At 61.9% G+C, this 23,941-nt stretch carries 26 protein-coding genes; 16 read left to right on the top strand and 10 right to left on the bottom strand.

Annotated features, from left to right (window positions below; genetic code table 11):
* The first annotated feature begins 63 nt into the window (after positions 1 to 63).
* Complete coding sequence (locus DIC75_RS12130) at positions 64 to 1,026, top strand: TIGR03557 family F420-dependent LLM class oxidoreductase (protein WP_250988297.1); 963 nt, start codon at positions 64 to 66, stop codon at positions 1,024 to 1,026.
* 677 nt (positions 1,027 to 1,703) lie between these two features.
* Here the strand turns inward: DIC75_RS12130 and DIC75_RS12135 are convergent.
* A complete protein-coding gene (locus tag DIC75_RS12135) occupies positions 1,704 to 2,042 on the bottom strand; it encodes a P-II family nitrogen regulator (protein WP_250988298.1) in 339 nt (112 codons plus the stop codon).
* A 10-nt stretch (positions 2,043 to 2,052) separates the two neighbouring features.
* Positions 2,053 to 3,246, bottom strand: coding sequence for an ammonium transporter (locus tag DIC75_RS12140; RefSeq protein WP_250988299.1), 1,194 nt, complete (start codon positions 3,244 to 3,246; stop codon positions 2,053 to 2,055).
* A gap of 143 nt (positions 3,247 to 3,389) precedes the next feature.
* Between DIC75_RS12140 and DIC75_RS12145 the strand changes: the two genes are divergently transcribed.
* Positions 3,390 to 3,947, top strand: a complete 558-nt coding sequence (locus tag DIC75_RS12145) for a DUF2115 domain-containing protein (protein WP_250988300.1) — start codon at positions 3,390 to 3,392, stop codon at positions 3,945 to 3,947.
* Between the two features lie 67 nt (positions 3,948 to 4,014).
* Here DIC75_RS12145 and DIC75_RS12150 read toward each other — a convergent pair whose 3' ends face one another.
* The 5 genes from DIC75_RS12150 to cobT all read right to left on the bottom strand — a co-directional run bounded on the left by DIC75_RS12150 (position 4,015) and on the right by cobT (position 7,946).
* Complete coding sequence (locus DIC75_RS12150) at positions 4,015 to 4,542, bottom strand: nitroreductase family protein (protein ID WP_250988301.1); 528 nt, start codon at positions 4,540 to 4,542, stop codon at positions 4,015 to 4,017.
* Positions 4,543 to 4,618: 76 nt separating this feature from the next.
* Complete coding sequence (locus tag DIC75_RS12155; RefSeq protein ID WP_250988302.1) at positions 4,619 to 5,815, bottom strand: TraB/GumN family protein; 1,197 nt, start codon at positions 5,813 to 5,815, stop codon at positions 4,619 to 4,621.
* Positions 5,808 to 6,350 (bottom strand): YkgJ family cysteine cluster protein, encoded by a 543-nt coding sequence (locus DIC75_RS12160; RefSeq protein WP_250988303.1) that lies wholly within the window; start codon positions 6,348 to 6,350, stop codon positions 5,808 to 5,810. The genes DIC75_RS12155 and DIC75_RS12160 overlap by 8 nt, the downstream gene beginning before the upstream one ends.
* Positions 6,338 to 6,892, bottom strand: coding sequence for a GMP synthase subunit A (locus DIC75_RS12165; RefSeq protein ID WP_250988304.1), 555 nt, complete (start codon positions 6,890 to 6,892; stop codon positions 6,338 to 6,340). Before DIC75_RS12165 ends, DIC75_RS12160 begins: the two co-directional genes overlap by 13 nt.
* Positions 6,893 to 6,929: 37 nt before the next feature.
* Positions 6,930 to 7,946, bottom strand: coding sequence for a nicotinate mononucleotide-dependent phosphoribosyltransferase CobT (gene cobT, locus DIC75_RS12170; protein ID WP_250988305.1), 1,017 nt, complete (start codon positions 7,944 to 7,946; stop codon positions 6,930 to 6,932).
* 406 nt (positions 7,947 to 8,352) lie between these two features.
* Here cobT and DIC75_RS12175 point away from each other — a divergent pair, with 406 nt between their 5' ends.
* Genes DIC75_RS12175 through DIC75_RS12185 form a run of 3 tightly spaced genes read left to right on the top strand, consistent with a single transcriptional unit; the run spans position 8,353 to position 10,418 of the window.
* Complete coding sequence (locus DIC75_RS12175) at positions 8,353 to 8,796, top strand: phosphatidylglycerophosphatase A (protein WP_250988306.1); 444 nt, start codon at positions 8,353 to 8,355, stop codon at positions 8,794 to 8,796.
* Positions 8,793 to 9,503 (top strand): adenosylcobinamide-GDP ribazoletransferase, encoded by a 711-nt coding sequence (gene cobS / locus DIC75_RS12180; protein WP_250988307.1) that lies wholly within the window; start codon positions 8,793 to 8,795, stop codon positions 9,501 to 9,503. The genes DIC75_RS12175 and cobS overlap by 4 nt, the downstream gene beginning before the upstream one ends.
* A gap of 36 nt (positions 9,504 to 9,539) precedes the next feature.
* Entirely contained in the window at positions 9,540 to 10,418 is an 879-nt protein-coding gene (locus DIC75_RS12185) for a ferredoxin-like domain-containing protein (RefSeq protein WP_250988308.1), read from the top strand.
* A gap of 79 nt (positions 10,419 to 10,497) precedes the next feature.
* Here DIC75_RS12185 and DIC75_RS12190 read toward each other — a convergent pair whose 3' ends face one another.
* Complete coding sequence (locus tag DIC75_RS12190) at positions 10,498 to 10,800, bottom strand: hypothetical protein (protein WP_250988309.1); 303 nt, start codon at positions 10,798 to 10,800, stop codon at positions 10,498 to 10,500.
* A 178-nt stretch (positions 10,801 to 10,978) separates the two neighbouring features.
* Here DIC75_RS12190 and tuf point away from each other — a divergent pair, with 178 nt between their 5' ends.
* Genes tuf through DIC75_RS12205 form a run of 3 tightly spaced genes read left to right on the top strand, consistent with a single transcriptional unit; the run spans position 10,979 to position 14,285 of the window.
* A complete protein-coding gene (gene tuf / locus DIC75_RS12195; RefSeq protein ID WP_250988310.1) occupies positions 10,979 to 12,256 on the top strand; it encodes a translation elongation factor EF-1 subunit alpha in 1,278 nt (425 codons plus the stop codon).
* A 31-nt stretch (positions 12,257 to 12,287) separates the two neighbouring features.
* Positions 12,288 to 12,596, top strand: a complete 309-nt coding sequence (gene rpsJ, locus DIC75_RS12200; protein ID WP_011843573.1) for a 30S ribosomal protein S10 — start codon at positions 12,288 to 12,290, stop codon at positions 12,594 to 12,596.
* A 12-nt stretch (positions 12,597 to 12,608) separates the two neighbouring features.
* On the top strand, positions 12,609 to 14,285 hold the full coding sequence (locus DIC75_RS12205; protein WP_250988311.1) for a flippase activity-associated protein Agl23: 1,677 nt from the start codon (positions 12,609 to 12,611) through the stop codon (positions 14,283 to 14,285).
* 529 nt (positions 14,286 to 14,814) lie between these two features.
* Here DIC75_RS12205 and DIC75_RS12210 read toward each other — a convergent pair.
* Both DIC75_RS12210 and DIC75_RS12215 read right to left on the bottom strand, forming a co-directional pair.
* A complete protein-coding gene (locus tag DIC75_RS12210; protein WP_250988312.1) occupies positions 14,815 to 15,900 on the bottom strand; it encodes a hypothetical protein in 1,086 nt (361 codons plus the stop codon).
* Between the two features lie 9 nt (positions 15,901 to 15,909).
* Positions 15,910 to 17,076 (bottom strand): tubulin/FtsZ family protein, encoded by a 1,167-nt coding sequence (locus DIC75_RS12215; RefSeq protein ID WP_250988313.1) that lies wholly within the window; start codon positions 17,074 to 17,076, stop codon positions 15,910 to 15,912.
* 114 nt (positions 17,077 to 17,190) lie between these two features.
* Between DIC75_RS12215 and DIC75_RS12220 the strand changes: the two genes are divergently transcribed.
* The 8 genes from DIC75_RS12220 to ndk all read left to right on the top strand — a co-directional run bounded on the left by DIC75_RS12220 (position 17,191) and on the right by ndk (position 23,509).
* On the top strand, positions 17,191 to 18,423 hold the full coding sequence (locus DIC75_RS12220; protein ID WP_250988314.1) for an NAD(P)/FAD-dependent oxidoreductase: 1,233 nt from the start codon (positions 17,191 to 17,193) through the stop codon (positions 18,421 to 18,423).
* A complete protein-coding gene (locus tag DIC75_RS12225) occupies positions 18,416 to 19,135 on the top strand; it encodes a dolichyl-phosphate beta-glucosyltransferase (protein WP_250988315.1) in 720 nt (239 codons plus the stop codon). Before DIC75_RS12220 ends, DIC75_RS12225 begins: the two co-directional genes overlap by 8 nt.
* Complete coding sequence (locus DIC75_RS12230) at positions 19,119 to 20,099, top strand: lysylphosphatidylglycerol synthase transmembrane domain-containing protein (RefSeq protein ID WP_250988316.1); 981 nt, start codon at positions 19,119 to 19,121, stop codon at positions 20,097 to 20,099. Before DIC75_RS12225 ends, DIC75_RS12230 begins: the two co-directional genes overlap by 17 nt.
* Positions 20,089 to 22,089 carry a DUF2298 domain-containing protein gene (locus DIC75_RS12235; RefSeq protein ID WP_250988317.1) on the top strand — a complete coding sequence of 667 codons (2,001 nt, stop codon included), beginning with the start codon at positions 20,089 to 20,091 and terminating at the stop codon, positions 22,087 to 22,089. The genes DIC75_RS12230 and DIC75_RS12235 overlap by 11 nt, the downstream gene beginning before the upstream one ends.
* Before the next feature lie 182 nt (positions 22,090 to 22,271).
* Complete coding sequence (rpl7ae, locus tag DIC75_RS12240) at positions 22,272 to 22,640, top strand: 50S ribosomal protein L7Ae (protein WP_250988318.1); 369 nt, start codon at positions 22,272 to 22,274, stop codon at positions 22,638 to 22,640.
* A 10-nt stretch (positions 22,641 to 22,650) separates the two neighbouring features.
* The gene (locus tag DIC75_RS12245; RefSeq protein ID WP_011843564.1) at positions 22,651 to 22,860 is read left to right on the top strand and encodes a 30S ribosomal protein S28e; all 210 of its coding nucleotides are present in this window, start codon (positions 22,651 to 22,653) and stop codon (positions 22,858 to 22,860) included.
* A gap of 2 nt (positions 22,861 to 22,862) precedes the next feature.
* The gene (locus tag DIC75_RS12250; protein ID WP_250988319.1) at positions 22,863 to 23,054 is read left to right on the top strand and encodes a 50S ribosomal protein L24e; all 192 of its coding nucleotides are present in this window, start codon (positions 22,863 to 22,865) and stop codon (positions 23,052 to 23,054) included.
* A gap of 5 nt (positions 23,055 to 23,059) precedes the next feature.
* Positions 23,060 to 23,509, top strand: a complete 450-nt coding sequence (gene ndk / locus DIC75_RS12255) for a nucleoside-diphosphate kinase (RefSeq protein ID WP_250988320.1) — start codon at positions 23,060 to 23,062, stop codon at positions 23,507 to 23,509.
* The last annotated feature ends 432 nt before the right edge of the window (positions 23,510 to 23,941 follow it).

Here is a 23,941-nt window from a genome sequence, read left to right on the forward strand (position 1 = left end):
CTATCATGCCCCGGAGAAGGGAAGGCAGGGGCGGCCGTACCGGCGGCACGGATGTGATGACTGATGGTCGAAATAGGTTACAAACTGGCGAGTGAGGAGCACGGACCCCTTGACCTGGTCTGCAACGCCCGTCAGGCAGAAGATGCCGGCTTTGCGTTTGCCATGATATCGGACCACTACCACCCCTGGACGAACCGGCAGGGGCAGAGCCCGTTCGTCTGGGGGGTGATCGGCGGCATCTCGCAGGTGACGGCGGATCTGCGGCTGGTGACGGGTGTCACCTGCCCGACGATACGGATACATCCCGGCATCGTTGCCCAGGCTGCCGCAACCGCCGCAGCGATGATGCCGGAGCGGTTTATCCTGGGCCTCGGGTCTGGCGAGAACCTCAACGAGCACGTCTTCGGCGACCGCTGGCCCCCGGCACCGGTCAGGATTGAGATGCTCGAGGAGGCGGTGGAGGTGATCAGGCTGCTCTGGAAGGGAGGGATGCAGGACTATTACGGCGCTTTCTACACCCTGGAGAACGCCCAGATCTTCTCGCTCCCGGAGAAACTCCCTCCTATCTATATCGCGTCCGAAGGCCCGATCAGCGCATCCATGGCCGCGCGGGTCGGTGATGGGTTCATTAACCCGGGCAGCGACGCGGAGGAGAACCTCATCATCTTCCGCGACTCCGGGGGCGGGGATAAACCGGCATATGTGGAGACTTCGGTCTGCTGGGCGGAAACCGAGGAGGAGGGCCAGACGACTGCCTACGAACAGTGGCCCATCGCAGCAAACACCGGGGAACTCAACCGGCTTCTCCCCACGCCGGTCCACTACGAGCAGACGGCGAAGATGGTGACGCCGGAGGATGTGGCGGAGCACGTAGTCTGCGGTCCCGATCCGGAGGCGCACATCGAAAAGATCGAGGAGAACGTCCGAAAGGGGTTCGATCATGTCTGTGTCCACCAGATCGGGCACCAGCAGCGGGAGTTCATGGAGTTCTACACGAACGAGGTCCTGCCGCATTTCCGGGAGTGACGACGTTACAGGAGGGCTTCGGAGGCACAAACCCGGGCGAGGGCAAGCCGCGGGGGTAGAGACAGCGGCCCTCTATCCGCTCCATGCTTTAACGCTCACCCCCATGCACTGGGGGGTGGTTAGTGCCACAGAAGGTTCAGACTCTGGACATTCTGTCTGTTGCCACTCACACCTGACGGTGCTTTCATTCCTACCACTCGTGATCGCACAACTCGCGCACGGCTTTTCAGTGGATATCACCCTTTGGGGTGGGGCTGACGGGGAGTGCGACGTTCCGACAGGAGCGGAGCACGAGAAGGCCGAAGGCCTTTGAGGTGCGAGCGTAGCGAGCTTGAGCACCGTTAGGTGCGAGGTGCGAACGGAGTGAGCATGAGAAACTCGAAGAGTTTCGAGGGGGGATGCTCCCCCCTCCCCTGTCTCCAGCTCATTTATTTGATGCTCAAACTCACTATGCTCACGCTCCCCATCGCCCCCACCCCTCCCGCGCTTCGCGCTCCTCCCCCGCCCCAAGGGGCGGGGGCAGTGCGTGGCGATGCTCCCACGGTCCACTGCACCGGGTTTTTCATCGTTTGAGGGTGCTATTTATCACGACTCATATCGTCTCCATACTTGCTCGCCTGCCCCCACCTCCGCTACACTGCTCCGACCAAAGCCACTCCAGAACAACCCAAAAAAGGTTACGGGTCGGCCGGATCATCGAGATCCGTCCGCACCCTGCAGATGCTCTCGACAGGCAGAACAAAGATCCTGCCGTCGCCCGGCTTGCCGGTCCGGCCGTTCGCCCGGACGGTCCTGATGACCTTCTCGACATCGGCATCCTGGACGACCATCTCGATCTTCACCTTCGGGATGAGCTCGACCGGCATCGTCTTCCCCCTGAACCGGAGGGCGATACCCTTCTGGGCCCCCCGACCCATCACCTCGCTCACGGTCATCCCGTTTATGCCTTCCACCTCGAGTGCTGCTCGCACGACATCGAACATCTCGGGCCTGATGACTGCAGTAACCATCTTCATCCGCACCACCTCACACCCGCACGGACTCGCCGTGCTGGGCGATGTCCAGTCCGACATACTCTTCCTCCTCGGTGACGCGCAGGCCCATCACCGCATCGATGATCTTCGCGATGACGTAGGTCGCGCCGAACGAGTACGCCACGACCACGGCCACATCGGCGAGCTGGATGAGGAACTGACCCGGGTTCCCGTAGAGCAGACCATCCACGCCCCCTATTGCCGCGGCGGCGAAGACCCCGGTTGCGAGAGCGCCGAAGATGCCGCCCATACCGTGGATTGCCCATGCATCGAGGCTCTCATCCAGGCCCCTGTGGACCCGGAAGAGCAGGGCACCGTAGCAGACGAGGCCGGCAGCGGCGCCGATCGGAATGGCAGCCATGGGCGTGACGAATCCGGCTGCCGGAGTGATGGCGACGAGGCCCGCGATGGCACCGCTGATGATCCCGACCGAACCCGGCCTGCCGCGAATCCAGGCAGCGCAGAGCCAGGCGAGAGCCCCGGCAGCGGCCGCGATGTTCGTTGCGACAAACGCGTTTGCTGCAAGGCCGTCCGCGGTGAGAGCGCTACCGGCGTTGAATCCGAACCACCCGAACCAGAGGAGCGCCCCGCCGAGGAGGACCATCGGGATGTTGTTCGGTTCCATGCCGTGCGAACCGAACCCGAGACGCTTTCCGATGACGAGCGCAAGCGCAAGCGCCGAGAAGCCGGAACTGATGTGGACGACCGTGCCGCCGGCGAAGTCGAGCGCCCCAAACTGCGCGGCCCATCCGCCGCCCCACGCCCAGTGGGCAAGCGGGTCGTAGACGAGCGTCGTCCAGAGCAGGCCGAAGACGACGAACGAACTGATCTTTATCCGCTCCGCGACCCCGGATGTCACGATTGCAAGCGTGAGGCCCGCAAAGACCATCTGGAACGCCATAAAGAGCAGGTCCGGAATCCCGTCGCCTTCCATCCCGACGCCCTCCAGGAAGGCGTACTCCAGGCCCCCGATCAGCCCGTTGATATCGGTGCCGAAGGCCAGGCTGTAGCCGAAGACGACCCACTGGATGCTGACGAGGGCGAACGCGATGAACGCTAGCGCGAGCATGGAGATGAAGTTCTTCCGCCGCACGAGCCCGCCGTAGAAGAGCCCTACTCCCGGCGTCATCAGCATGACCATAGCCGTACAGATGAGGATAAACGCCGTAGCGCCGGTATCAATCATACCCCGGCCTCCGGTCAACCCGTAGGATGTTTTCGCAACCCATAGGAAGGAAGTTGCCTTCCTACATTTATAAATTTTTCTAAATGGTGCGTACACACGGGAAGAACTGATACATCCCGCGATCAAAGATCATCTGGGACGCCATGAGCACGGGGAGAAGAGAGACGGACGTCCGCCGGAACTGTGACCGCCTGCGGTCGGCAACGACCCGGGCGGAACTTGCGGAGATTCTCTACAGGGAGGTTTCGGACTACTCGCTCTTCGACCTCCAGGCGGTGCGGGGAAGGGTGGAGCAGGATCTCCGGTCCGTTCCCGCCGGATACCGGCGGCGCCTCTATCCCCGGATGATCGAAATGATCTTTGAGACGCATCATACCCTCATCGCCAGCATGCGCCGGGGCAATCCGGACATGTCGGATGAGCCGCTCGCGGAGGAGTTCCAGGAATTCGCTCGAATGGTCGAAAAGACGTGCCTTACACAGGATGAGGGTGAGCGGCACCTCGAACTCCTCTACTTCCTTCTCGCCGCCTTCAACATGTTCGTCCTCGGGCGCCCCGGCCACCCGACGGGCACGCCGTTTCCCGGCGGGCTCGAGGTCGAGGTCAGGGACGGGGAGTACCTCTGTCCCATCCGGGAGAAGGCCGACGACGTCGAGAATGCTCTCTGCCCCTACTGCCCGGCAAAACAGAGCGACGTCTGAGAGGTGAGTATAAGTATCACCGGGGCTTCCGAAGCGTAATAAAAGAGGTAATTCGTGTTATATCAGCCTATTCTTCTTCATAACGCTCGAAGAACGCGACCTCGTCGAGAATCTTCTTCTTCGTGATCTTGATCTCCTCGGGGTATCCCGCGGGCACGAGGGATACAAGTGCGTACTCCTCCGGGACGTTGAGGAGTTTCCGGACATCCTCGGCGTAGTCCTTCTTCTCTCCCGCAACCCAGCAGGACCCGACCCCCCATGCCTGGAGCGCGAGGAGGAGCTGCATCGTCGCTGCACAGCAGTCCTCGAGGTAGTACTTCGCATCCCTCTTCCCGAAGACGGCGAAGCAGATGGGTGCATCGGCGATGAACCGGGCATTCTCGGCCAGGTCCGCAATCGCCCGCAGCGTATCGCGGTTCCTGACGGTCCCAAATAGCCAGGGCTGCTCGTTTCTCGCAGTAGGGGCAAGGCGCGCGCAGTCGAGGGCGTCTTTGACGGTCTTATCCTCGACGGGACTGTCCTTGTACTTCCGCACGCTGTGCCTGCTCCGTATCACGGTGACACCGAGATTAACCGTTCCACCTATCGGACTCATGCAACGATGGTGGGCACTCCAGGCCTAAATACCTTGGGGAAACGGAGATGGGGATGTCCCCGGCGGAGGAGCGGGCCTAGAAGAGGCCCTGTATCATCTGCAGCATGTTCGAGAAGCCGTCGACGATGACCACGGCCGGATCGATCCCGAGGACCGGGAAGATGAACAGGAAGTAGAGGACGGTCCCGAGCGTGCTCCCGACGTTCGCGAGGGCTGCAACCAGCACCACCCGGAAGAGCGGGATCTTCCGCATCTCCGAGAAGGTCTCCGCCTCGATGATCTGCCGCAACTCGCCGGCAGCAGGCTTCCTTATCTTCGCCTCGACGATGGCCGCAAACCATCCCGCCGCAAGCAGCGGGTTGAGCGACGTCAGCCAGGAGACGGCAAACGCCGTGACTGCCGAGAGGGGATGCCCACCGGCTATCAGCGTGAACGCGGCGCTTAAGACACCGTTGATCACGATCCAGTAGAGGAGAGCGGTCAGCAGAACGTCGAACCCCACGCCGGAGAAGGCTATGGCGACGATCAGGAGGAGGAAGAGAGCGGTGACCGCCGTCCCGAGGATCTTTGCCCACGGCAGGCCTTTCACCCCGGCGGTCAGGGCCGGGAGCGGCGGCAGCGTCTCCGGTGCGTCAAGGTAGCGCTGCACCCCCTGGATGTGCCCGGCACCGACGACCGCCAGCACCCGCTCATAACGGCTCCCGAGCATCAGGATCTGGTGAGCAAGATACGCATCCCGCTCATCGATCAGGGCCTGGGCACCCCGGGGGGAGAACTTCCGAAACTCCTCCATCGCGGCACTCACCACGTCCTGGTTCGTGAACTCGTCCACGTCGATCTCCTGGCCCTCGACACTCACAAGAGAGTAGATCAGGGCCCCGATGAGTTTGATCTTCTCCCAGATCCCCATCATACCCCAGAACCGGGCCAGCGTGATCCGGATATCCCGGTCGATGAACGCCAGGGGCTTCTGGTGGGCCTGGGCCTCCTCGATGGCGACCAGCATCTCGTCACCGGGTTTCACGCCGGTCTCGGCGCCGATCCGCTGCTGGATGTAGGTGAGCACCCACTGGACAAGGAGCTGGCCGAAGTTCCCGCTCTTCAGGATCTCCGTGACCGAGGGCTCGGCCGCCTCCTCTGTGAGCGCTATGAACCGGCCCCGGTCGAGCTCGACACCGACGATGTCGGGCTGGAACTCCTCGATAGCGGACCGGACGTCCTCGACGCTCTTCTGCGAGACATGAGCCGTCCCGACGAGACGGATCTCAGTCATGGAGTACCTTCACGCCTTCGCTGTCGATCACGGCGCGCTTTCCCGGCGGCACCGTCGCTCTCCGGTATACGACGCGGATACCGGCCTCCTCTGCCGCCTCGGCGGCCTGCCGCCTGCAGAGGTCGGCCGCTGCATCGTGCGCGCCGCGAAGGGAGAGGGGCGTGCCGAGGCCGGGGCATTCCGAGACTCGCAGGTCATCGTCCATCAGCATAAACGGGTAGGTGCGGCAGATCCAGGGACGATGGGCATAGACGGAGCACCGCCCGTCCCGGAGAAAGATACAGGCATCGGCCGTGCGCCTGATGCACCAGGCAAGGGTGTACGCCCCGCCGTTCCCGGCATCGATGAAGTCGGGGTAGGGCTCGGCAACCTCGTCCCAGGCCATCCCGGTCGCCGCCATGATTGTCCGGACCTCGGCCGGGCTCACGATCACGAGGTTTGAGTCCTCCGCGACCCGCCGGCAGCAGGCACCGCACTCCCGGCAGCGGAACCCGAAGGACCCGACCCGGCTCGCAACTTCGTCTACTCCGAGCATATCCGGTCAAAATTCTCAAAGAGGAGCCGTCCGTTGACGGTATGGCTGACCTCCGGGTGCCACTGGATACCATAGAGGCGCTCACCGGGAGATGCCATCGCCTCCACGCCGCAGATGGCCGACTCTGCAAGCCGGATAAATCCTTCAGGAACCACCGAGACCTCATCCGCATGCGACGCCCATACCTGCATCCGATCCGGGTAGCCCCGGAGGAGAGGATTCTGTTCGAGGATCTCAACCTCGACCGCACCGAACCCGCCGCTCGCACCCTGGCGGACCGCACCGCCGCGGGCCGTCGCCATGATGTGCAGCCCAAGACAGATGCCGAGGACGGGAAGACCGAGGTCAAGGTATGCGGGAGCGACCCCGGCGCGGTCCAGGGTCGGGCCGCCGCCGAGGATGATGCCCCGGCAGCCCCGGGCGACCTCGGCCGGTGGCGTAACGTTCGAGATCATTGTGGCCTCCATATCCATATCACGGAGCGTCCGGAGGATCAGGTGGTTGAACTGTCCGTGATTGTTGACCACATAGAGTGGAAGCATTGCTTATAGGTGGATGTAAAAGGGTATAGTCCTTCCCTCAGGCATACTTGCTGACGAAATCGAAGACTTTCCGGGTGATCTCCCCGGGCTCGTGGCCCATGAGGTACGCGAGCGTCAGGGCCCCGCCGGCGCCCATCCCTTCTTTGACCTCGCCGATACAGTAGCGGGCGAGCCCGACGTGCCCGATGCCGGCGAAGTTCGGGTCGACGAAGTACGCGGCGGTGCCGACGTCGGCGACCGTCCGGACGAATCCGGCCGAGGGATCGTCCCTGACGTAGACCGTCGTCGCGAGGCGCGGCACCCGTTTTCCGAGCGCTTTCAAGACAGCTGCGACGGCGAGCATCTGCGTTCCCCCCGCAAAGAGGATCTCGCCGGCATAGGTGCTCGCGATCCCTGCCGCCACGGGCATCATGGGGTCGCCGGCGGCGCGGAGGATCTCGAGGGGCTCTCCCGCACCGGTCTCGCCAATCCGGGCGAGCACTTCCCTGCAGACGGCATCTTTCAGGCCGAGAGGATTCTTTGCAAACGCGCTGCTGACCGAGGCCTCGTAGCCGAGCGCCCGGAGGACGCAGAGGGCGGTGGTCGTCCCGCCGGGGACGCACTCTCCGAGCATCAGGAAGTCGCTGTACTGCGAAAGAAGCCTGCCGACCGTCTCGCCCCGCTCAAAGAGAGCAGCCACCTGCGGCACGGCATCTTCCTTCCGGGGATCGCCGCCGGGCCTCCCGTAGACGTCCAGGCAGGGGACGGTGGGGGTATGGGCGAGCCCCGCGTTGATGAGGACGGGGGCAATACCGGTCAGTTCCACCATGGACCGGGTGATGGTCGCCGGCGTCGGGCACCCGGTCGGCGTGTTCGGCCGGGCCGGCACGCTCGTGATCGCGCCGGTCGTGACGAGCTCCGCGTCCAGGATCGGGGTGAGGAGAGTCTTTTCCGGGGTCGGCCCGGCGCCCGATATGCCGGGGACGGTGGAGAGCATGGTATTGCCGAGGACGAGCGCCATCATCGGGCGGTGCGGCCTGATCAGTGGATCTTGTGAGAGGAACGGGTGAGACATCTGGTACAGGGTGGGTGCCGGGGATAGATGAGGTTGCTGTCTGGGGTGCGGGAGGAATGCGGGTGTCGGGTGTGAGGGTGGGCGCATCTTCCGGGTATGCCCGAGCGTCGCGGTTCGGACTTCTGGTGCTCGGACTCCAGCTCGAAGCCTGACGGCCTCTCAAGCTCCGGACATTATCCGTCGCAACCCGCACCTTCGGTGCTCCTGCTCCGTTCCACTGGAACGTCGCACCCTGCGGCCCGTCGCTGCTCGCACCTGCGGTGCTTAAACTCGGTTCCTGCGGAACCTCGCTACTCGAAAACCCTTCGGGTTTTCTCGAGCTCCGCTCGTTCGAAGACCTTCGGTCTTCTCCGAGCATCGCTGATACCAAACCCAAAAATACCTCCCCAACCCAAACACTTCAACAATGTTCGAGATAGAGCGCAGGCTGGAAGAAAAGGGCATCGCGAGGAGAGATATCGTTGCCGCTGCGATGGAACTCTACGTTCCCCACGGGATAGAGGCTGATGAGGCTGCGCGCAGGCTTGATGAGAAGATCGGCAGGGCGCTCGAGGACCCGAACATTTCGTCGCTCCTTCTTTCCGCCGTCCTGCTCGAGGACGAACTCTACGTGAAGCGGAAGGACTCCGAGATCGCCGACGACCCGGTCTTCCTCCTCTCAGACGAGATCATCGGGATGGCCATCGCCGAGGTGATCGGGGGGACCTATGCGAGGTTCGAGTTCACCCGTTACGACCAGAAGAAACCGGGGATCCTGAGTATACTCGGGCCGTTCCTCGACGACGCCGTCGCCGGGCTGATCGCGGGCTGTACGTCGCGTCTCTACAGCGAGTCGATGGGATCGATGTGAAGTCCGTCATTGCCCTCCTGCAGTTCGGCACCTCGCTCCCCCTCGGGAGACCGGTCGACTTCGAGCACTTCGCCCGCCGCTCCTACCTCTACCCGCTCGCCGGGTACGTCATCGGCGGGATAGCGGCCGCCGTCACCTACTGGATAGCATCCCCGGCGGTGGGCGCGGCCGTCGCCGTCGCGGTGGTGCTCCTTCTCTCCGGGTGCAACCACTTCGACGGCCTGCTGGACTTCGGCGACGGACTCATGGCCCACGGAAGCCGGGAGAGGAGGATCGCGGCCATGACCGACCGGACCACCGGGGCCGGCGCCGTCGCGGCGGGCATCGTCGTCACGCTCCTCGCGTTTGCGGGACTCCAGAGCGCGGCACACCTCCCGGCGGCCATCCTCATCGCCGAGGTCTGCGCGAAGGTCGCTATGTCCTGGCTCACCACGCTCGGCGTCCCGTTCCGGGAGGGGATCCACTCCTACCTCCATGGTCTTGCAAAGCCGTGGTTTATTGTTCCGACCATCCTGCTCGCGCTGCCCCTCTTTCTGCTGCCGGTGCCCCGGATGAGTGTCGCGCTCGCCCTCGCGGCCACGGCCGTCATCGCCGCACTGATGCTCGCCCTCTCCGGCCGGCTCTTCGGCGGCGTCAACGGCGACGTCGTCGGCGCCACAAACGAGATCGTCCGGGCCGGAGTCATCCTCCTCCTTGCCCTCCTGTAATTACCTTTTTTATCCCGGCTCCGCTACTACTGTAGAATGATGCAAGACTATACCCTCCATTCCCGGGGAGGGATCATCACCGAGCGGAACTCAGACTATGCGACAGTACGGGTGCGGGTTCCGGCAGGAGTCCTCTCTTCGGCCCAGGTCAAGCAACTGGCAAAGATCAGCGAGAAGTTCGGGGACGGCTCGCTCCACCTCACCATGCGCCAGGCAGTGGAGATCCCGCATGTGAACCCCGATAACCTCAAGAAGATCGCGAACGCCCTCGAGAAGAACGGGACGCCCATCGGGGCAGAGTATAACGAAGTCGTCAACATCATGGCCTGCCCGGGCACGGAACGGTGCAAATACTCCAATTGTGAAACGATCGATCTTGCACGGAAGGTCGACGAACGGGTCTTCGGAAAGGAACTTCCGATACGGCTCCGCATTGCCATATCCGGCTGCACCTACATGTGCAACAGCCCGCTTTTGAACGATATCGGGATCATCGGCAGGATCAGGCCGCTGCGCATTCCGGGACTCTGTACGGGATGCGGCACCTGCGTTGAGTACTGCAAACAGTGCGCCATAGCGCTGAAGAACGGTGCATCGGTCCTTGACGAGAGTAAATGCGTCCAGTGCGGCATCTGCATCCACTCCTGCCCCTACAACCTCCTGAAATCCGAGTACGCCCACTACCAGATCACGGTCGGCGGCCGGCGCGGAGCCTCCCCCGCCGCAGGAAAGGAACTCGTCACCGTCGAGACCGAAGAGGAGGTCGTCGAGGTTGTCGACCGTATCGTCTACTGGATCTACCGCACCGCCTGGAGCGGCAGGCCTCTCGCCGACCAGATGGACGAGATCGGGTACGACAGGTTCGCGGAGGGGATCCAAAGAGAGTTCGGGCCGAAAATGCCGGTGGCGGAGTAATAAGGAGAAACTCCGGGACACCGGTGACAGAGGCGGCCCCGGACCGATAGTCGCCCCCATGGGGAACGGACACCGGCAACTAGTGACGGTACATTGAAGAGAATCCTTCGCCCGCGTCGTCCTCGCACTCGATTGCGATACCGTCCCGGACGAGGGTGTTGAACATGATGGCGGCGTTCAGCAGGTTCTCGTCCGGGTTTGCACCCCGCTTCACGCCGGAGAGAGCCTGCCGCTGTGGTGTCGGGATCGTCCGTCTGCCCACCCGGACACCGGCACAGTGCCGGCAGTAGCCGCAGTGGGAGTGGACCGACACCTCACGATCTGCGCATGCTACCGTCACCCGGTCCTTCGCATCGTCGCGGTGAAACTCAAGTATCTTCATGGTACGAAGAACGTAGATTTCCGGAGAATAAGATTCTGTCGATTGCCCGGGGTTTTTGGGGAATGTGCGCTATTGGCGCGCATAGAAATGCTTTATATGGAGGACGTCATACGTATAAGTTACTCGCATAAGCAGGCTGTTCGAGCTGACAGGCCTATTTGAGTGGAGGATACTATCTATGGCAGTTGAAAAGCCCCACATGAATTTAGCAGTAATTGGACACATCGACCACGGGAAGTCTACTACCGTCGGTCGGTTGCTCTTTGAGACCGGAGCCGTGGCGCCCCACATCATCGAGGGGTTCAGGAAGGAGGCCGAATCCAAGGGTAAGGGCTCGTTCGAGTTCGCCTGGGTCATGGACAGCCTCAAGGAAGAGCGTGAACGTGGTATCACCATCGATATCGCCCACAAGCGGTTCGATACCGACAAGTTCTACTTCACCGTCGTGGACTGCCCCGGCCACCGTGACTTCGTCAAGAACATGATCACGGGCGCATCCCAGGCAGACGCCGCACTGCTGGTCGTCGCCGCACCCGACGGCGTGATGGAGCAGACCAAGGAGCACGTCTTCCTCTCCCGTACGCTCGGCATCAACCAGCTGATCATCGGGATCAACAAGATGGATGCCGCCAAGTACGACGAGAAGCGCTACAACGAAGTCAAGGAACAGCTCTCCCAGCTGCTCAAGATGGTCGGCTACAAGCCTGAGGCCATCAGCTTCATCCCGATGAGCGCGTTCGTTGGAGACAACATCACCAAGCTCAGCGAAAACACCCCCTGGTACAAGGGACCGACGGTACTCGCTGCACTCAACGCGCTCAGCGAACCCGAGAAGCCCACAACTCTGCCCATGCGTCTCCCCATCCAGGACGTCTACTCCATCTCCGGTATCGGAACCGTGCCCGTCGGCCGTGTTGAGACCGGTATCATGAAGAAGGGAATGAAGGTCAGCTTCATGCCCGCGAACAAAGAGGGTGAGATCAAGTCCATCGAGATGCACCACGAAGAGATCCCGCAGGCGCTCCCGGGCGACAACGTCGGGTTCAACGTCCGTGGTATCGGCAAGGGTGACATCCGCCGTGGCGACGTCTGCGGTCCCGCCGACGTGCCGCCGACCGTTGCAGAAGAGTTCATCGCACAGGTCGTCGTGCTCCACCACCCCAGCGCCCTGACCGTCGGCTACACCCCGGTCTTCCACTGCCACACCGCCCAGATTGCGTGCACCTTCGTCGAGCTCATGAAGAAACTCGACCCGCGGACCGGCCAGGTCAAGGAAGAGAACCCCACGTTCCTCAAGACCGGCGATGCCGCTATCGTCAAGATCAGGCCGACTCAGCCCATGGTCATCGAGAAGGTCAAGGAGATCCCGCAGCTCGGACGGTTCGCTGTCCGTGATATGGGATCCACCATTGCGGCAGGCGTGTGCATGGACATCACGCCCAAGCAGATGAGATAAGAAGGTACCTATAATTTTTTGGTGGTTAAACATGCAGAAAGCCAGAATACGTCTTTCCGGAACCGACTTCGAAAAAATCGAGATGGTCTGTGACAGGATCAAAGAGATAGCAGAGCGTACCGGCGTCAATCTGGCAGGTCCGATCCCGCTGCCCACGAAGAAGCTCGTGGTCCCCACCAGGAAGAGCCCTGACGGCGAAGGTACCGCAACCTGGGATCGCTGGCAGATGCGGGTGCACAAGAGACTCATCGACATCGACGCCGACGAGCGTGCACTGCGCCAGCTGATGCGCATTCAGGTCCCGAAAGACATCGGCATTGAGATTGTGCTGGAGAGTTGAGGTGAGAGCGGCGTGAAGGCCGCCGTGTTCGCGGCACGGGCCCGTGAACGACTCTCATTCGAGGGGCTTTTTCTCCTCATACTTCTGGTCACAATTGCTCTCCGTTTTTACGCACTCGATTTAAAGTTATTTCACCACGACGAGGCTATTCACGCGTGGTTTTCATACAGACTCCTGACCGAGGGAACCTATAGTTACGACCCCATGTACCACGGGCCGTTCCTCTACTACATGACGGCGGGGATCTTCTCGCTTCTCGGGGACTCCGACCTCGTAGGCCGGCTCCTCCCGGCGCTGCTCGGCACTCTGCTCGTCCCGCTGCTCTACCCGATCTATAAGCTCGGTTATCTCGACCGGAAGCAGACCCTGGTAGCGGCGCTTTTTCTCGCCGTATCGCCGAATATGGTCTACTTCTCGCGGTTCCTCAGAAACGACATCTTCATCGCCTTCTTTTCGATGGTGCTCCTCGTCGCCCTCCTCTACTACTTCGAGCGGCAGAAGATGCAGTACGCGCTCATCGCCGGGGCGGCGATCGGTTTCGGGATGTCCGCGAAGGAGAACATGCCGATCATCATCCTGATCTTCGGGGTATACCTCCTCTACCTGATCTGGACGAGAAAAGTCCGGCTCCCGGCCCGCTGGATCCGGGATCTCGCGCTCGGGGCTCTCGTCGCGGTCGGGATCATGGCGATCTTCTACTCGTCGTTCGGCGCCCACCCCGAGGTGCTCATGGACGGGTGGCTCCGGGCAATCGAGCACTGGACTTCGATGCACCAGGCACAGCGCCTCGGGGGACCGCCGTACTTCTACATCCTGCTCTTCCTCCTCTACGAGGTGCCGATCCTGATCCTCGCCGGGGTCGGGGTCCTGCAGTTCGTCGACATTCCCGGCATCGTCTCCCGCTGGAGGGAGCGGAGGACGGGTCATGCGGAGAGCCCCGGGGAAACAGAGGGGGCCAAAGAGGAAGAAACGGCCCCTGAGGCTGTAGCCCCACCTATAGAACTGGCTCAGGGCTTCAAAGATCGGCTTCGTGAGATCCTTTCGGGCACCGGGGAGCTCCGGCCGATCGACCGGCAAAAAGAGTTCGCACGGTTCGCCATCTTCTGGATGCTTCTCTCGCTTACTGTCTACGCCTACATCGGCGAGAAGGTGCCGTGGCTGATCCTCCACCAGCTCCTGCCCATGATCTTCGTCGCGGCCTATATGATGACCACGAAGAAGGCGGTCATTGCCGTCCTGGCAGGCATCTTCCTGGTTGCCATGACGTTCCACGTGACGTTCACCCCTGCAGACATCAACGAGCCCATCGTGCAGGTGCAGAACTCCGAAGACCTGCGGGAGGTCTTTGCGAAGATCGACGCCGCGGATAAGGTGGCGGTCGCGACCGACTCCTACTGGCCGCTGCCCTGGTACTACCGGGGCGACCGCGCCTCGAAACTCGCTTACTACAGTCAGAAGGTGAGCGAACCGACGATCTACGGGGGAGATTTCGACCTCGTGATCACCCACGACGGCGATACCTACCCGACTCTCGAAGGCTACGTGATGAAGACGAGCCGGCTGAACTACTGGTTCTCGTACGAGGAGAACAAAGAGAGACTGCTTGAGTACTACTTCCTGCGGGACGGGAAGATGGGGAGCAGAAACCTCGAGGTCTTCTCGAGAGTTCCCGCAGGGACGACCACGTAGGATGCGGCGGGTCGGGGACCCTCTTTTGTATACATTCGGGGAGATTTTTCGGGCCCGTTCAATCGCACGTGAGGGCGGGAAGGGACTGAAACCTCGCAAGAAACCCCTATGGGTTCACCCTTATGGAAGTGAATTTCAGTGGACCCAACCGCATAACCTCGTCATCCCATCGGATTAACTGCATCTCCGGTGCTCGAACTCCTGACGGGACGTCCGGAGCATGAGAAGACCTCCCGGTCTTCGGGTGGGGCTGACGGCGAGTGCGACCGCCGTTCCTGCAGGAGTTTGAGCAGCGTCGGAAGTGCGAGCGAGATCGGAGCTTGAGCAGCAGAGGTGCAAACGTAGTGGGCATGAGAGGACCGAAGGTCTTCGAGACGGGGCTTATCCCCCCCACGCCGGAGAGACTTCAGGATAGCATCGACAACTACAGAATATACACCGGGAGAGCCGGAACAGCAGGCACCTCTGAGGGAGAACACCGGTACGAACCGGGGAGAAAGGGTATGAAAAAGGAGGGGTTTTGCCAGGGTTATCCGAGCTCGTCCCACCCGGTCTTTTTCCGGTAGAAGACGACGCCCACGACAACGAGGATCAGGACGACCCCGATGCCGATGTAGAGAAGGAGGTTACCGCCGAAGTTGAACCCCTCGCCGATCTTCTCCTTCAGGGTATTCGCATCGGTAAGAGCTTCGTTTGCCTTGTTCAGGCCGTCAGCCGCCTTCGAGCGCGCCAGCGGGTAGTTTTTGGCATTCAGGTTATCCTGTGCCTGGGAATAGAACTGGACAGCACTCTCGCGCTTGGTCATGATGGCGACCACCTGCGGATCGCTCGCCATCGAGCGGTTCTCGACGAAGTAGGTGATCATCCCGTCGAGAGTCTCGATCGTCGTGCCGGTATTGGCGACTTCCTTCTCGGCCCAGGACTTATCGAGGAGCGAATCTGCCTCATCCATATTGGTCTTGGCGGTGGCGATGTAACTCGCCGCCTGTGACGGGCCTGCCGACGCAGCGCTGGTGAGCGCCTGGCTCGCGGCGTTGTACTTGGCCTGGACGGCGGTGACATCCACGCCCTCTGCAGCCTTCTCATCCACGTCGGCCTTCAGGTCCTTGAGGCGCTGCTGCTGGGCGGAGAGAGAACCCTCGACCTGGGCCGCGTTCACGACGTCGCGGGACACGGAGTGGGTGTCCTTCACATCCTCATCCCGCAGATGGTCGATCTTGGTCACCAGAACCTTGCCGGTCGCGCTCGAGGGGACGATGCCACGTACCTGAGCATCCAGTTGGATATCGCCGTCACCGTAGGCGATCTCGAACTCCGTCAGGATCGGGTAGTAACCGGTCTTTTTGGTTGTATAAATGGCAACCCCGTCGCGGAAGATTATAAAGTCCCAGACGGGGTTCTGCAGTCCGGTGCTGAACTCGAACGACTCATCGTTCCCGGTGTCGGTGATCATGTCGTAGGTGAGCACGTAGCGCGCGTTCACCTGCTGGCCGGGTTCGAGAGCGCCGCTCGCGGGGTTGACGGTCTCGGTCTTGATGTCGAACGCCGATGCAACCTGCACGACACAGACCAGTGCCAGCAGGAGAATGATCCATCTGCTGATGTTTGCTTTCATAACGCCTCCTCACTCGAACAGGGGCTCTATGCCGTCATCGAACATGGTCGAACGCTTTTCCTTCGATTTGAGGACATCTTCCTTCGTGGACTTTGCAATCTCGAGGAGATCGGTGATCCGTGGAGCGTTGCCGATCGTCGCAAGAACCACCACCGCAGCGACGTAGTCGCTCTGCACGGGGTAGTCTCCGCCACGGACCTCGACGCCGGCGATGTTCTCCTCCACCCAGCTCTTCGACTTCTCCACGCCCTTGCGGTCCATCTCATCCGGGGGGCCCGCGAGGAGAACGAGCCCCCGCTCCGCCGTCGAGTAGTCACACGGCAGGGTGAGGCGCCCGAGCATGGCACGCCTGACAAGAGCAATGATCTTCGCCGACTTGTCCTCCCCGGTCAGCACCTCCTCGGTCTTCTCCTTCTTCCGCATCAGGCCAGAGAGGAGCCCCTGATTCTGCTTCGTTCGCGGACTGACCTTCTCGCTGATGGCATACCCGACGGTGCTGATGCCGCCGCCGCGCAGGGTATTGATGACCTCGCTCGAGTCCACGACCATCTCACCGACGCCCGCCTTGCCGACTTCGCCTGCACGGAAAAGCACGCCGAACCGGCGGACAATCTCGTCGTTCAGTCGGCTATAGGCATCCTTGACACTTTCTCCTTCATTCTTCCAGGCACTGTTGTCAAAAATGAAGGTGTTGTCCGCCTCGTTCACCAGGGTGCTCAGGGAGCGGGCTGCGTTATACGAGTAAAGCCGGCCCTCCTCGGGGGCGGGCAAGATGCCGATCGCATAGACCGGTTCCCGGTAGATGCGCTTTAAGTGCCGGGCGAGTACCGGCGAACCCCCGGAACCCGTTCCGCCGCCGAGACCGGCGATGATGACGAAGGCATCGACATCGTGCGTGCCCCGCGAGTCGATAGCGTTTATGATGGCATCAATCTCATCGGCAGTCACCCGCGCTCCGGTTACGTTATCGGTCCCGACACCGTGGCCTTTGACCACCGTCTGGCCGATAAGGAGCCGGTCCTTCAACTCGATGTTTTTAAGCCCCATCAGGTCGGTTCGCGCTGTGTTTACCGCAATTCCCCTGAAACTCTGGGTCTGCATTCGTTTGTCCTGTTCGATGAACATATCGACAATTTTGCCCCCAGCCTGACCGAATCCTATGAAGAAGACCCTCATTCAGCTTCACACCCTCATATTGACTAATTAATTATATCCACGCTTATGTATAAAGACGTTGTATACATTATTACCCAAAAGTGTTCTTATAATTTTCAGACATAGTGGTGAACGATGAAGGTCTGCATTGTGGGGGGAGGTCTATCCGGCCTGGTCTCGGCTCTCGAAATTGCCGGATCACACCAGGTGGATCTCTTCGAGCGAAGGCCCGTTCCGGGGGGCTGCCTCGGTTCGTACCGGATCGGGGATTACTGGATCGAGGAATACTATCACCATTGCTTTGCCGGCGATACCGCCCTGCTCGACCTCTTCGATACGCTTCAGGTGACCGACCGGCTGGAATGGCTCAAGGGCACCACCGGCTACTATGTCGACGGGACCATCCACCCGCTCACCACTCCGACCGAGATCCTGCTCTACCCTCACCTCACGTTCACCGAGAAGGCCCGCCTCGGGCTGCTGACCCTGCGCTCCCGGCGGTTCGACGCTGCAGCGCTCGACGGGATCACCGCAAAGGACTTCATCCTCGATAATCTCGGCTCAGGCATCTACGCATCGTTCTTCGAACCGCTCTTGAAGAGCAAGTTCGGCGACCGTGCGGGCGATGTCTCCGCAGCCTGGCTCATATCCCGTATCGCGATCAGGTCCGACCGGGGCGCCGGGGGCGAGCGCCTTGGCTACCTGAAAGGGGGATTCCGGCACTTCATCGCGCGGCTCGAGGAAGAGGCGGCGAGACGGGGCGCCTCGATCATGCCGGACTCTCCCGTCGAGGAGATCCGGCGAGAGGGCAGCGGCTGGCTCGTCAACGGGATGCCATACGACGCAGTCGTATCGACGCTCCCCCCGCAGGTGACTGCCGACCTTGCCGGTCTCGATATCGCCCCGATACCCTACCAGGGCGCCGCCTGCATGACCCTCGCGCTCGACCGGGACGTGACCGACGGCATATACTGGCTGAATATGAAGGATGCGGCCCCCTACGGTGCGGTGGTCTCCCACACCAACTTCGCCCCGCTCGAGTGGTACGGCGAGCATATCGTTTACCTGGCGTCGTACTTTACCGGCCGGCTCCCGGAGAACTTCGAGCAGTCGATGCTTGCCGACTTCTGCAGGCGCTTTGCCGTCGACGAAAGCGAGGTGCACTGGCACCGGCTCGCCGTCGACCCATATGCGGGCCCGGTCTACACGACAGGGCTCCGCAACCGCCTGCCCGCCTACGAAGAGCACGGGCTCTTCCTTGCCGGCATGTTCAGCCCGCCGAACTACCCGGAACGGAGCATGAACGGCTCGGTCGTCGCCGGGCAGGAAGTGGCGAAACGGGTTCTCGCGAGGTTTTTGGATGCGTGAGATCGAGGTGAGCGCCGTCCTGCCGGTCTACAACGACCTTGCGGCGCTCAAGACCGCCATACCGCGATCGCTCGAGGTGCTGGAGGCAATCGCACCCGGGAGGTTCGAACTGCTCGTCGCCGAGGACGGGAGCACCGACGGGAGCACGGGGTTCGTCAGGGAGTACGAGACGGGAGACCCCCGGGTCCGCCTGCTTCATGCCGACGAGCGGCTCGGGCGGGGGCGGGCGCTCAACCGCGCGTTTGCCGCGGCGGAGGGATCGATCGTCTGCTACTACGATGTCGACCTCGCCACCGACATGCAGCACCTCGCCGAACTGGTCGAGGCCATCCGGAACGGCTACGATGTCGCAACAGGCTCCCGTCTCCTCCCCGAAAGCGTTATCGTCCGGAGCGGCGGGCGGGAGATCGCGAGCAGGGGCTACAACATGCTCACCCGGACGATCCTCGGAAGCTCGCTTCACGACCACCAGTGCGGGTTCAAGGCGTTCCGACGTGACCGCCTTCTTTCCCTGCTTCCCTCGGTGACCGCAGGCCACTGGTTCTGGGACACCGAGGTGCTGGTGCGGGCGCAGAAGAACGGTTACCGGATACGGGAGTTTCCCGTGCGATGGCGGCAGGGGGAGGGGACGACGGTACGGAGAAAGGACGTAATTGAGATGGGATCGGCGATTGTGCATCTCTGGTGGCGGCTCCATGTGGAAAAAGGTTAGCGCCGTCGTCATCCCCACCCTGATCGCGATCGGGATCGTTGCCTACATGCTCTACCGCGTATGGGATGACCTCCTGCTGACGCTCGAGCACGCCGTGATACCCTTCCTCTTTGCCGCCGTCGGGATCTGCGTTGTTGCCTGGGTCCTCCGGGGGTACCGGTACCAGTTCATCCTGCAGGGACTTGGGATCGGAAAGAGCCTCTGGTTCTCGACAGCCTGCATCTTCATCTCCCAGACGGCGAACCTCATCGTTCCCGCACGCCTCGGCGACTTTGTGCGGATGCTCATCCTGAAGCACGAGGACGACGCCACCTACTCACAGGGATTCTCGTCCCTCGTCATCGAGCGTGTCTTCGATATCCTGATGATCGCGGTGCTCGGCGCCTTCGCGCTCCCGTTCATCCTTGCCGTCCTCGACGTCCCCGACTGGTTCATCACGGTCATCCTCGTCCCCCTCGCCGCCGGCGGCATCTTCTTTGCCGTACTCCTCTGGTCGGGCAGGATGGAGTCCGAGAACCGGATCGTCGTTGCCGTCCAGAGGATGCTCGATGAAGTGAAGCGGGCCTCCCTCAATCCCCGGGCCCTCATTATGCTCAGCGGGTCATCGCTCCTCATATGGCTCGTCGACGTGCTGGTCTGCTACGCGGTCGTCCTGATGTTCCAGGAGCCGGTCCCGTTCGGCATCGTCGTCCTCGCGATCGTCATCGGCAACCTCGTCAAGGCGGTCCCGATCACCCCGGGCGGGGTGGGGACCTATGAACTCGCGCTCGCTCTGACGTTCGGGCTCGCGGGAACCCCGGCGGTCACGGCGACACTGATCGCGGTCATCGACCACCTGATCAAGAATCTGGTCACGCTCGTCGGGGGCGTCGGGTCGATCTACTACTTCGGCGACTGGTCGATGGACCTCTTAAAGAAGGCTTTTTCCAGGGAGATCGAGAAGGAGGATACGTTTGGCGGTTGAATTCATCGTCCCCGTACTCCTCTGGCTTGCGGTCGTCAAGGTGCTCCACCTCGGCATCTGGCCGGCACTCGACCGCACCCTCGGCAACCTCTCGGCCGCCGCCGCGTACCCGGCATCGGCCCTCCTCTTCACGCTCGGGTCCTGGTACTGCGGTCTTTCGGGCCTTCCCGTCTTGCTCGCCCTCCTGCCCTTCGTTGGCGCGATCGTCTATATGGGGTCGCGGCGGTTCTACACGAAGGAGCGCCTGCGGTCCGCGCTCTCCTGGGACCTCGCTTTCCTGGTTCCCTTCCTCTTCATGCTCGAGGTGCGCTGGATCAACCCGACCATCTCCTACGCCGAGAAGTTCATGGACCACGCCATCCTCGCTTCGATCATGCGGCAACCTATCGTCCCGCCGCTCGACCCCTGGTACGCGGGGGGGACGCTGGACGTCTACTACTACCTCGGCTACTGGATGAACGGGGCGCTCGGGCTTGTATCCGGCGTGCCATCGACGGTCGCGTTCAACCTCGCCCTCCCGACGGTGTTCGGCCTTTCCGTCGTCTCGCTCTACGCCCTCGGACATCTTCTCCTTGAGCGCTACCGGTGGCTCCCGGTGCTTGCGCTCTTCATCCCGAACCCCTCCGCAATCTACCATATCCTGATAGGCGATGCCTGGTTCGACGTCCTCTGGGGGAGCACCAGGACGATCGAAAGCACCATCAACGAATATCCGATCTTCTCGATGCTCTGGGGCGACGTGCACCCGCACGTCATGAGCTTCTTCAACCAGGGGTTCCTGCTCTTCCTCCTGGTCTTTGTCTATATGCGGTGGGGGACCCTCACGATTCGGGGGCGGGCACTCCTCTGCGGGCTCGCCGCCCTCTCCCTCGGGTCCATGCCCGGGTTCAACTCCTGGGACGTGCTGGTCTATGCCCCGGTCACGCTGGTGTTCGGCCTCCTGATATGGTGGCGCTACGGGAATCTTAGGCTGGACAGCCTGAAGTCCTGGATGGTGCTTGCGACGGTGCCGCCGCTCGCGATCATAACGTATCTGCCGTTTTACCTGCAACTCAATAGCCCCGGAGTCGAGGGAATCGGGATCGTCCCCATACCCTCCGAACCGGTGGAGTTCGTGCTGGTACATGGGTTCTTCCTCGCGGTGCTGGTCGCCTATTGCGCCCCGGATATCAGGAAGCGGCCCTACCTCCTGCTCGCCGCGGTGCCGTTCGTGCTCGCCGGCTACCCGGCGGCGGCCATCGCCGCAGTGCCGCTGGTCTATCTTCTCGCCCGCCGCCGGTTCTCAGCCATCGATACGCTCGCCATCCTCGGGCTCACGATCATCCTCGCTACCGAACTCGTCTACCTCGTGGACAACATGGGAGAGACCTACTTCCGGATGAACACGGTCTTCAAGTTCTACCTCCCCGCGTGGTTCCTGATGGGGACGGCAAGCCTCGCCGTCGTCGGGGAGTGGCTCCGGAGCGCCCGCATCGACCGGCATATCTCCGCCCGGATGGAGAGGGTGCTGCCGGCCCTGGCCGTGGTTGCTCTCCTTGCCGCACCCTTCGCGATCAACGTCGACTTCGGCTACGGGAGCCACACCCTCGACGGGGCGGCATACCTCGAAGGTTCGCATCCCTCCGATGCAGCGGCGATCGCGTTCCTCCGGGACCTCCCGGGCGATCACGTCATCGTCGAAGCGGAGGGAGGAGATTACACCTACTATTCACGGGTGTCGTCGTTCACCGGGATCCCGGCGATCATCGGGATGCCGTTCCACGAGTATATGTGGCGGGGAGACGAGGGGCGTATAAGCGAACGGAGCGCCGACGTGCGGGCCATTTACGAGCAGCCGACGCGGACCGTCGACCTTGCGCGGGCGTACAACGCCACCATACTGTACGTGGGTGCCGAAGAGCACGAACGCTATACCGTCTCGCTCCCAACCGAGAGGCTCGAACTCATCTACGATGCTCCGGGAGTCCGGATCTACCGGATCCCTGCATAAACTATCAGCGGCCACGTTCATGCGGGCAGGCGTGAAAATGGCGGAACTACACCCCGCAATGCGGGGTAAAATGACAAACCTTTATCACTCCTCTTATTGACATATTACAGCGCATTCGATCAGCTACGCTACTGATGAATGATGACGGAGCAGCAGAGGGCTGCCCCCGAAAGAGGTGAGTTATGGCAAAGGCATATGTAAAATTCGAGATTCCGGAAGAGATCCAGAATAAGGCCCTTGAAGCCCTTGAAATCGCAAGAGATACAGGCAAGGTGAAGAAGGGGTCCAACGAGGCGACGAAAGCAGTCGAGCGGAACATCGCCCAGCTGGTTCTCATCGGTTCGGACGTTGAGCCTGAAGAAATTGTCATGCATCTGCCGCCGCTCTGCGAAGAGAAGCAGATCCCATTCGTCTACATCACGAAGCAGAACGACATCGGTTCCGCGAGCGGCCTCGAGGTCGGCTCGGCAGCCGCCGCTATCGTCAAGTCCGGCAAGGCAAAGGACCTTGTCGAAGAGATAGCAAAGCAGATAGCTGCACTGAGAGAGTGAGGGATAGATTATGGCAAACGACGGAACGCCCGCAGAAGTCATCGAGATCATCGGCATGACCGGTATGCATGGCGAAGCCCAGCAGGTGAAGTGCCGGGTTCTCGATGGCCCGAACAAGGGGCGGATCATCACCCGCAACACCGTGGGCCCTATCAGGGAGGGGGACATCCTCTCGCTGCTCGAGACCGAGCGTGAGGCCAAGAAACTCTCGAGGCGGTAACCATGGTAGATAAATACGTCTGCAGCTTCTGTGGAGAGGGGCTGGAGCCCGGCACCGGCAAGATGTTCGTGCGCCGGGACGGGACCATCTTCTACTTCTGCAGCACAAAGTGCCAGAACAACTACAGGCTCGGCCGGGTGCCGCGCCGCGTCGAGTGGACCGCGGCGGGACGCAAGGCCCGCGGCAAAGAGTGATCGGCATGGACCGCACCTTTGTGATGGTCAAGCCCGACGGCGTCCAGCGCGGACTCGTCGGGGAGATCGTCTCCCGGTTCGAGGCGAAGGGACTCAAACTCGCGGGGGCAAAACTCGAACGCCTTCCCGAGGAACGGGTCGTCGAGCAATACCGGGAACACCTGGAGAAGCCCTTCTTCCCCGGTCTTAAGGCCTATATCATGAGCGGACCCTGCTTCCTGATGGCCTGGGAGGGCAAGGGTGCAGTCGCGGTCGTCCGAAGGATGGTCGGCGCCACAAACCCTGCGGAGGCCGCCCCGGGTTCCATCCGCGGGGACTTCGCGCTCGATATCGGACGGAACGTGATCCACGCATCCGACTCCCCCGAGAGTGCTGCCCGCGAGCTCGGCATCCACTTCGCGTCCGGCGAACTGGTCGATTACTCGAGAATCGACGAGCCCGTCCTCTACGAGTGAACGGCGGGACCGCCGGATGCCGGCGGGAAACCGTTTCTTTTTTCTTGAATGTCTCGTTGCGTAGCTGTGCCGGGGTTTTCGTTTCCTGGAAGTAAGGATATGGTCCAGACTTTGCATGCACAGCGCTAGGCTGCTGAAGTTGAGAGAGATAATTCCTCCATTGGGCAAACTTCCAGCCTTTGCACTTGGCGCTCCCCTTCGGTTACACTTGGCACGGATTTCGAGGGGATATCGCGACTGGGGGAGGGGCTGACGGGGAGGGGGGGGGGGCCCCCCCCCCCCCCCCCCCCCCCCCCCCCCCGCCCCCCCCCCCCCCCCCCCCCCCGGGCCGCTGGAAACAAACACCCCCCCGCTTCCCACGAATCCAATAAAAACTGGCGGGGGGGTGCGGGAGCGCGCGCCCCCACCCCCCACCCCCCCCCAAAACTACAA

Origin of the sequence: Methanoculleus oceani (assembly GCF_023702065.1) — an archaeon.
Lineage (GTDB): Archaea > Halobacteriota > Methanomicrobia > Methanomicrobiales > Methanoculleaceae > Methanoculleus > Methanoculleus oceani.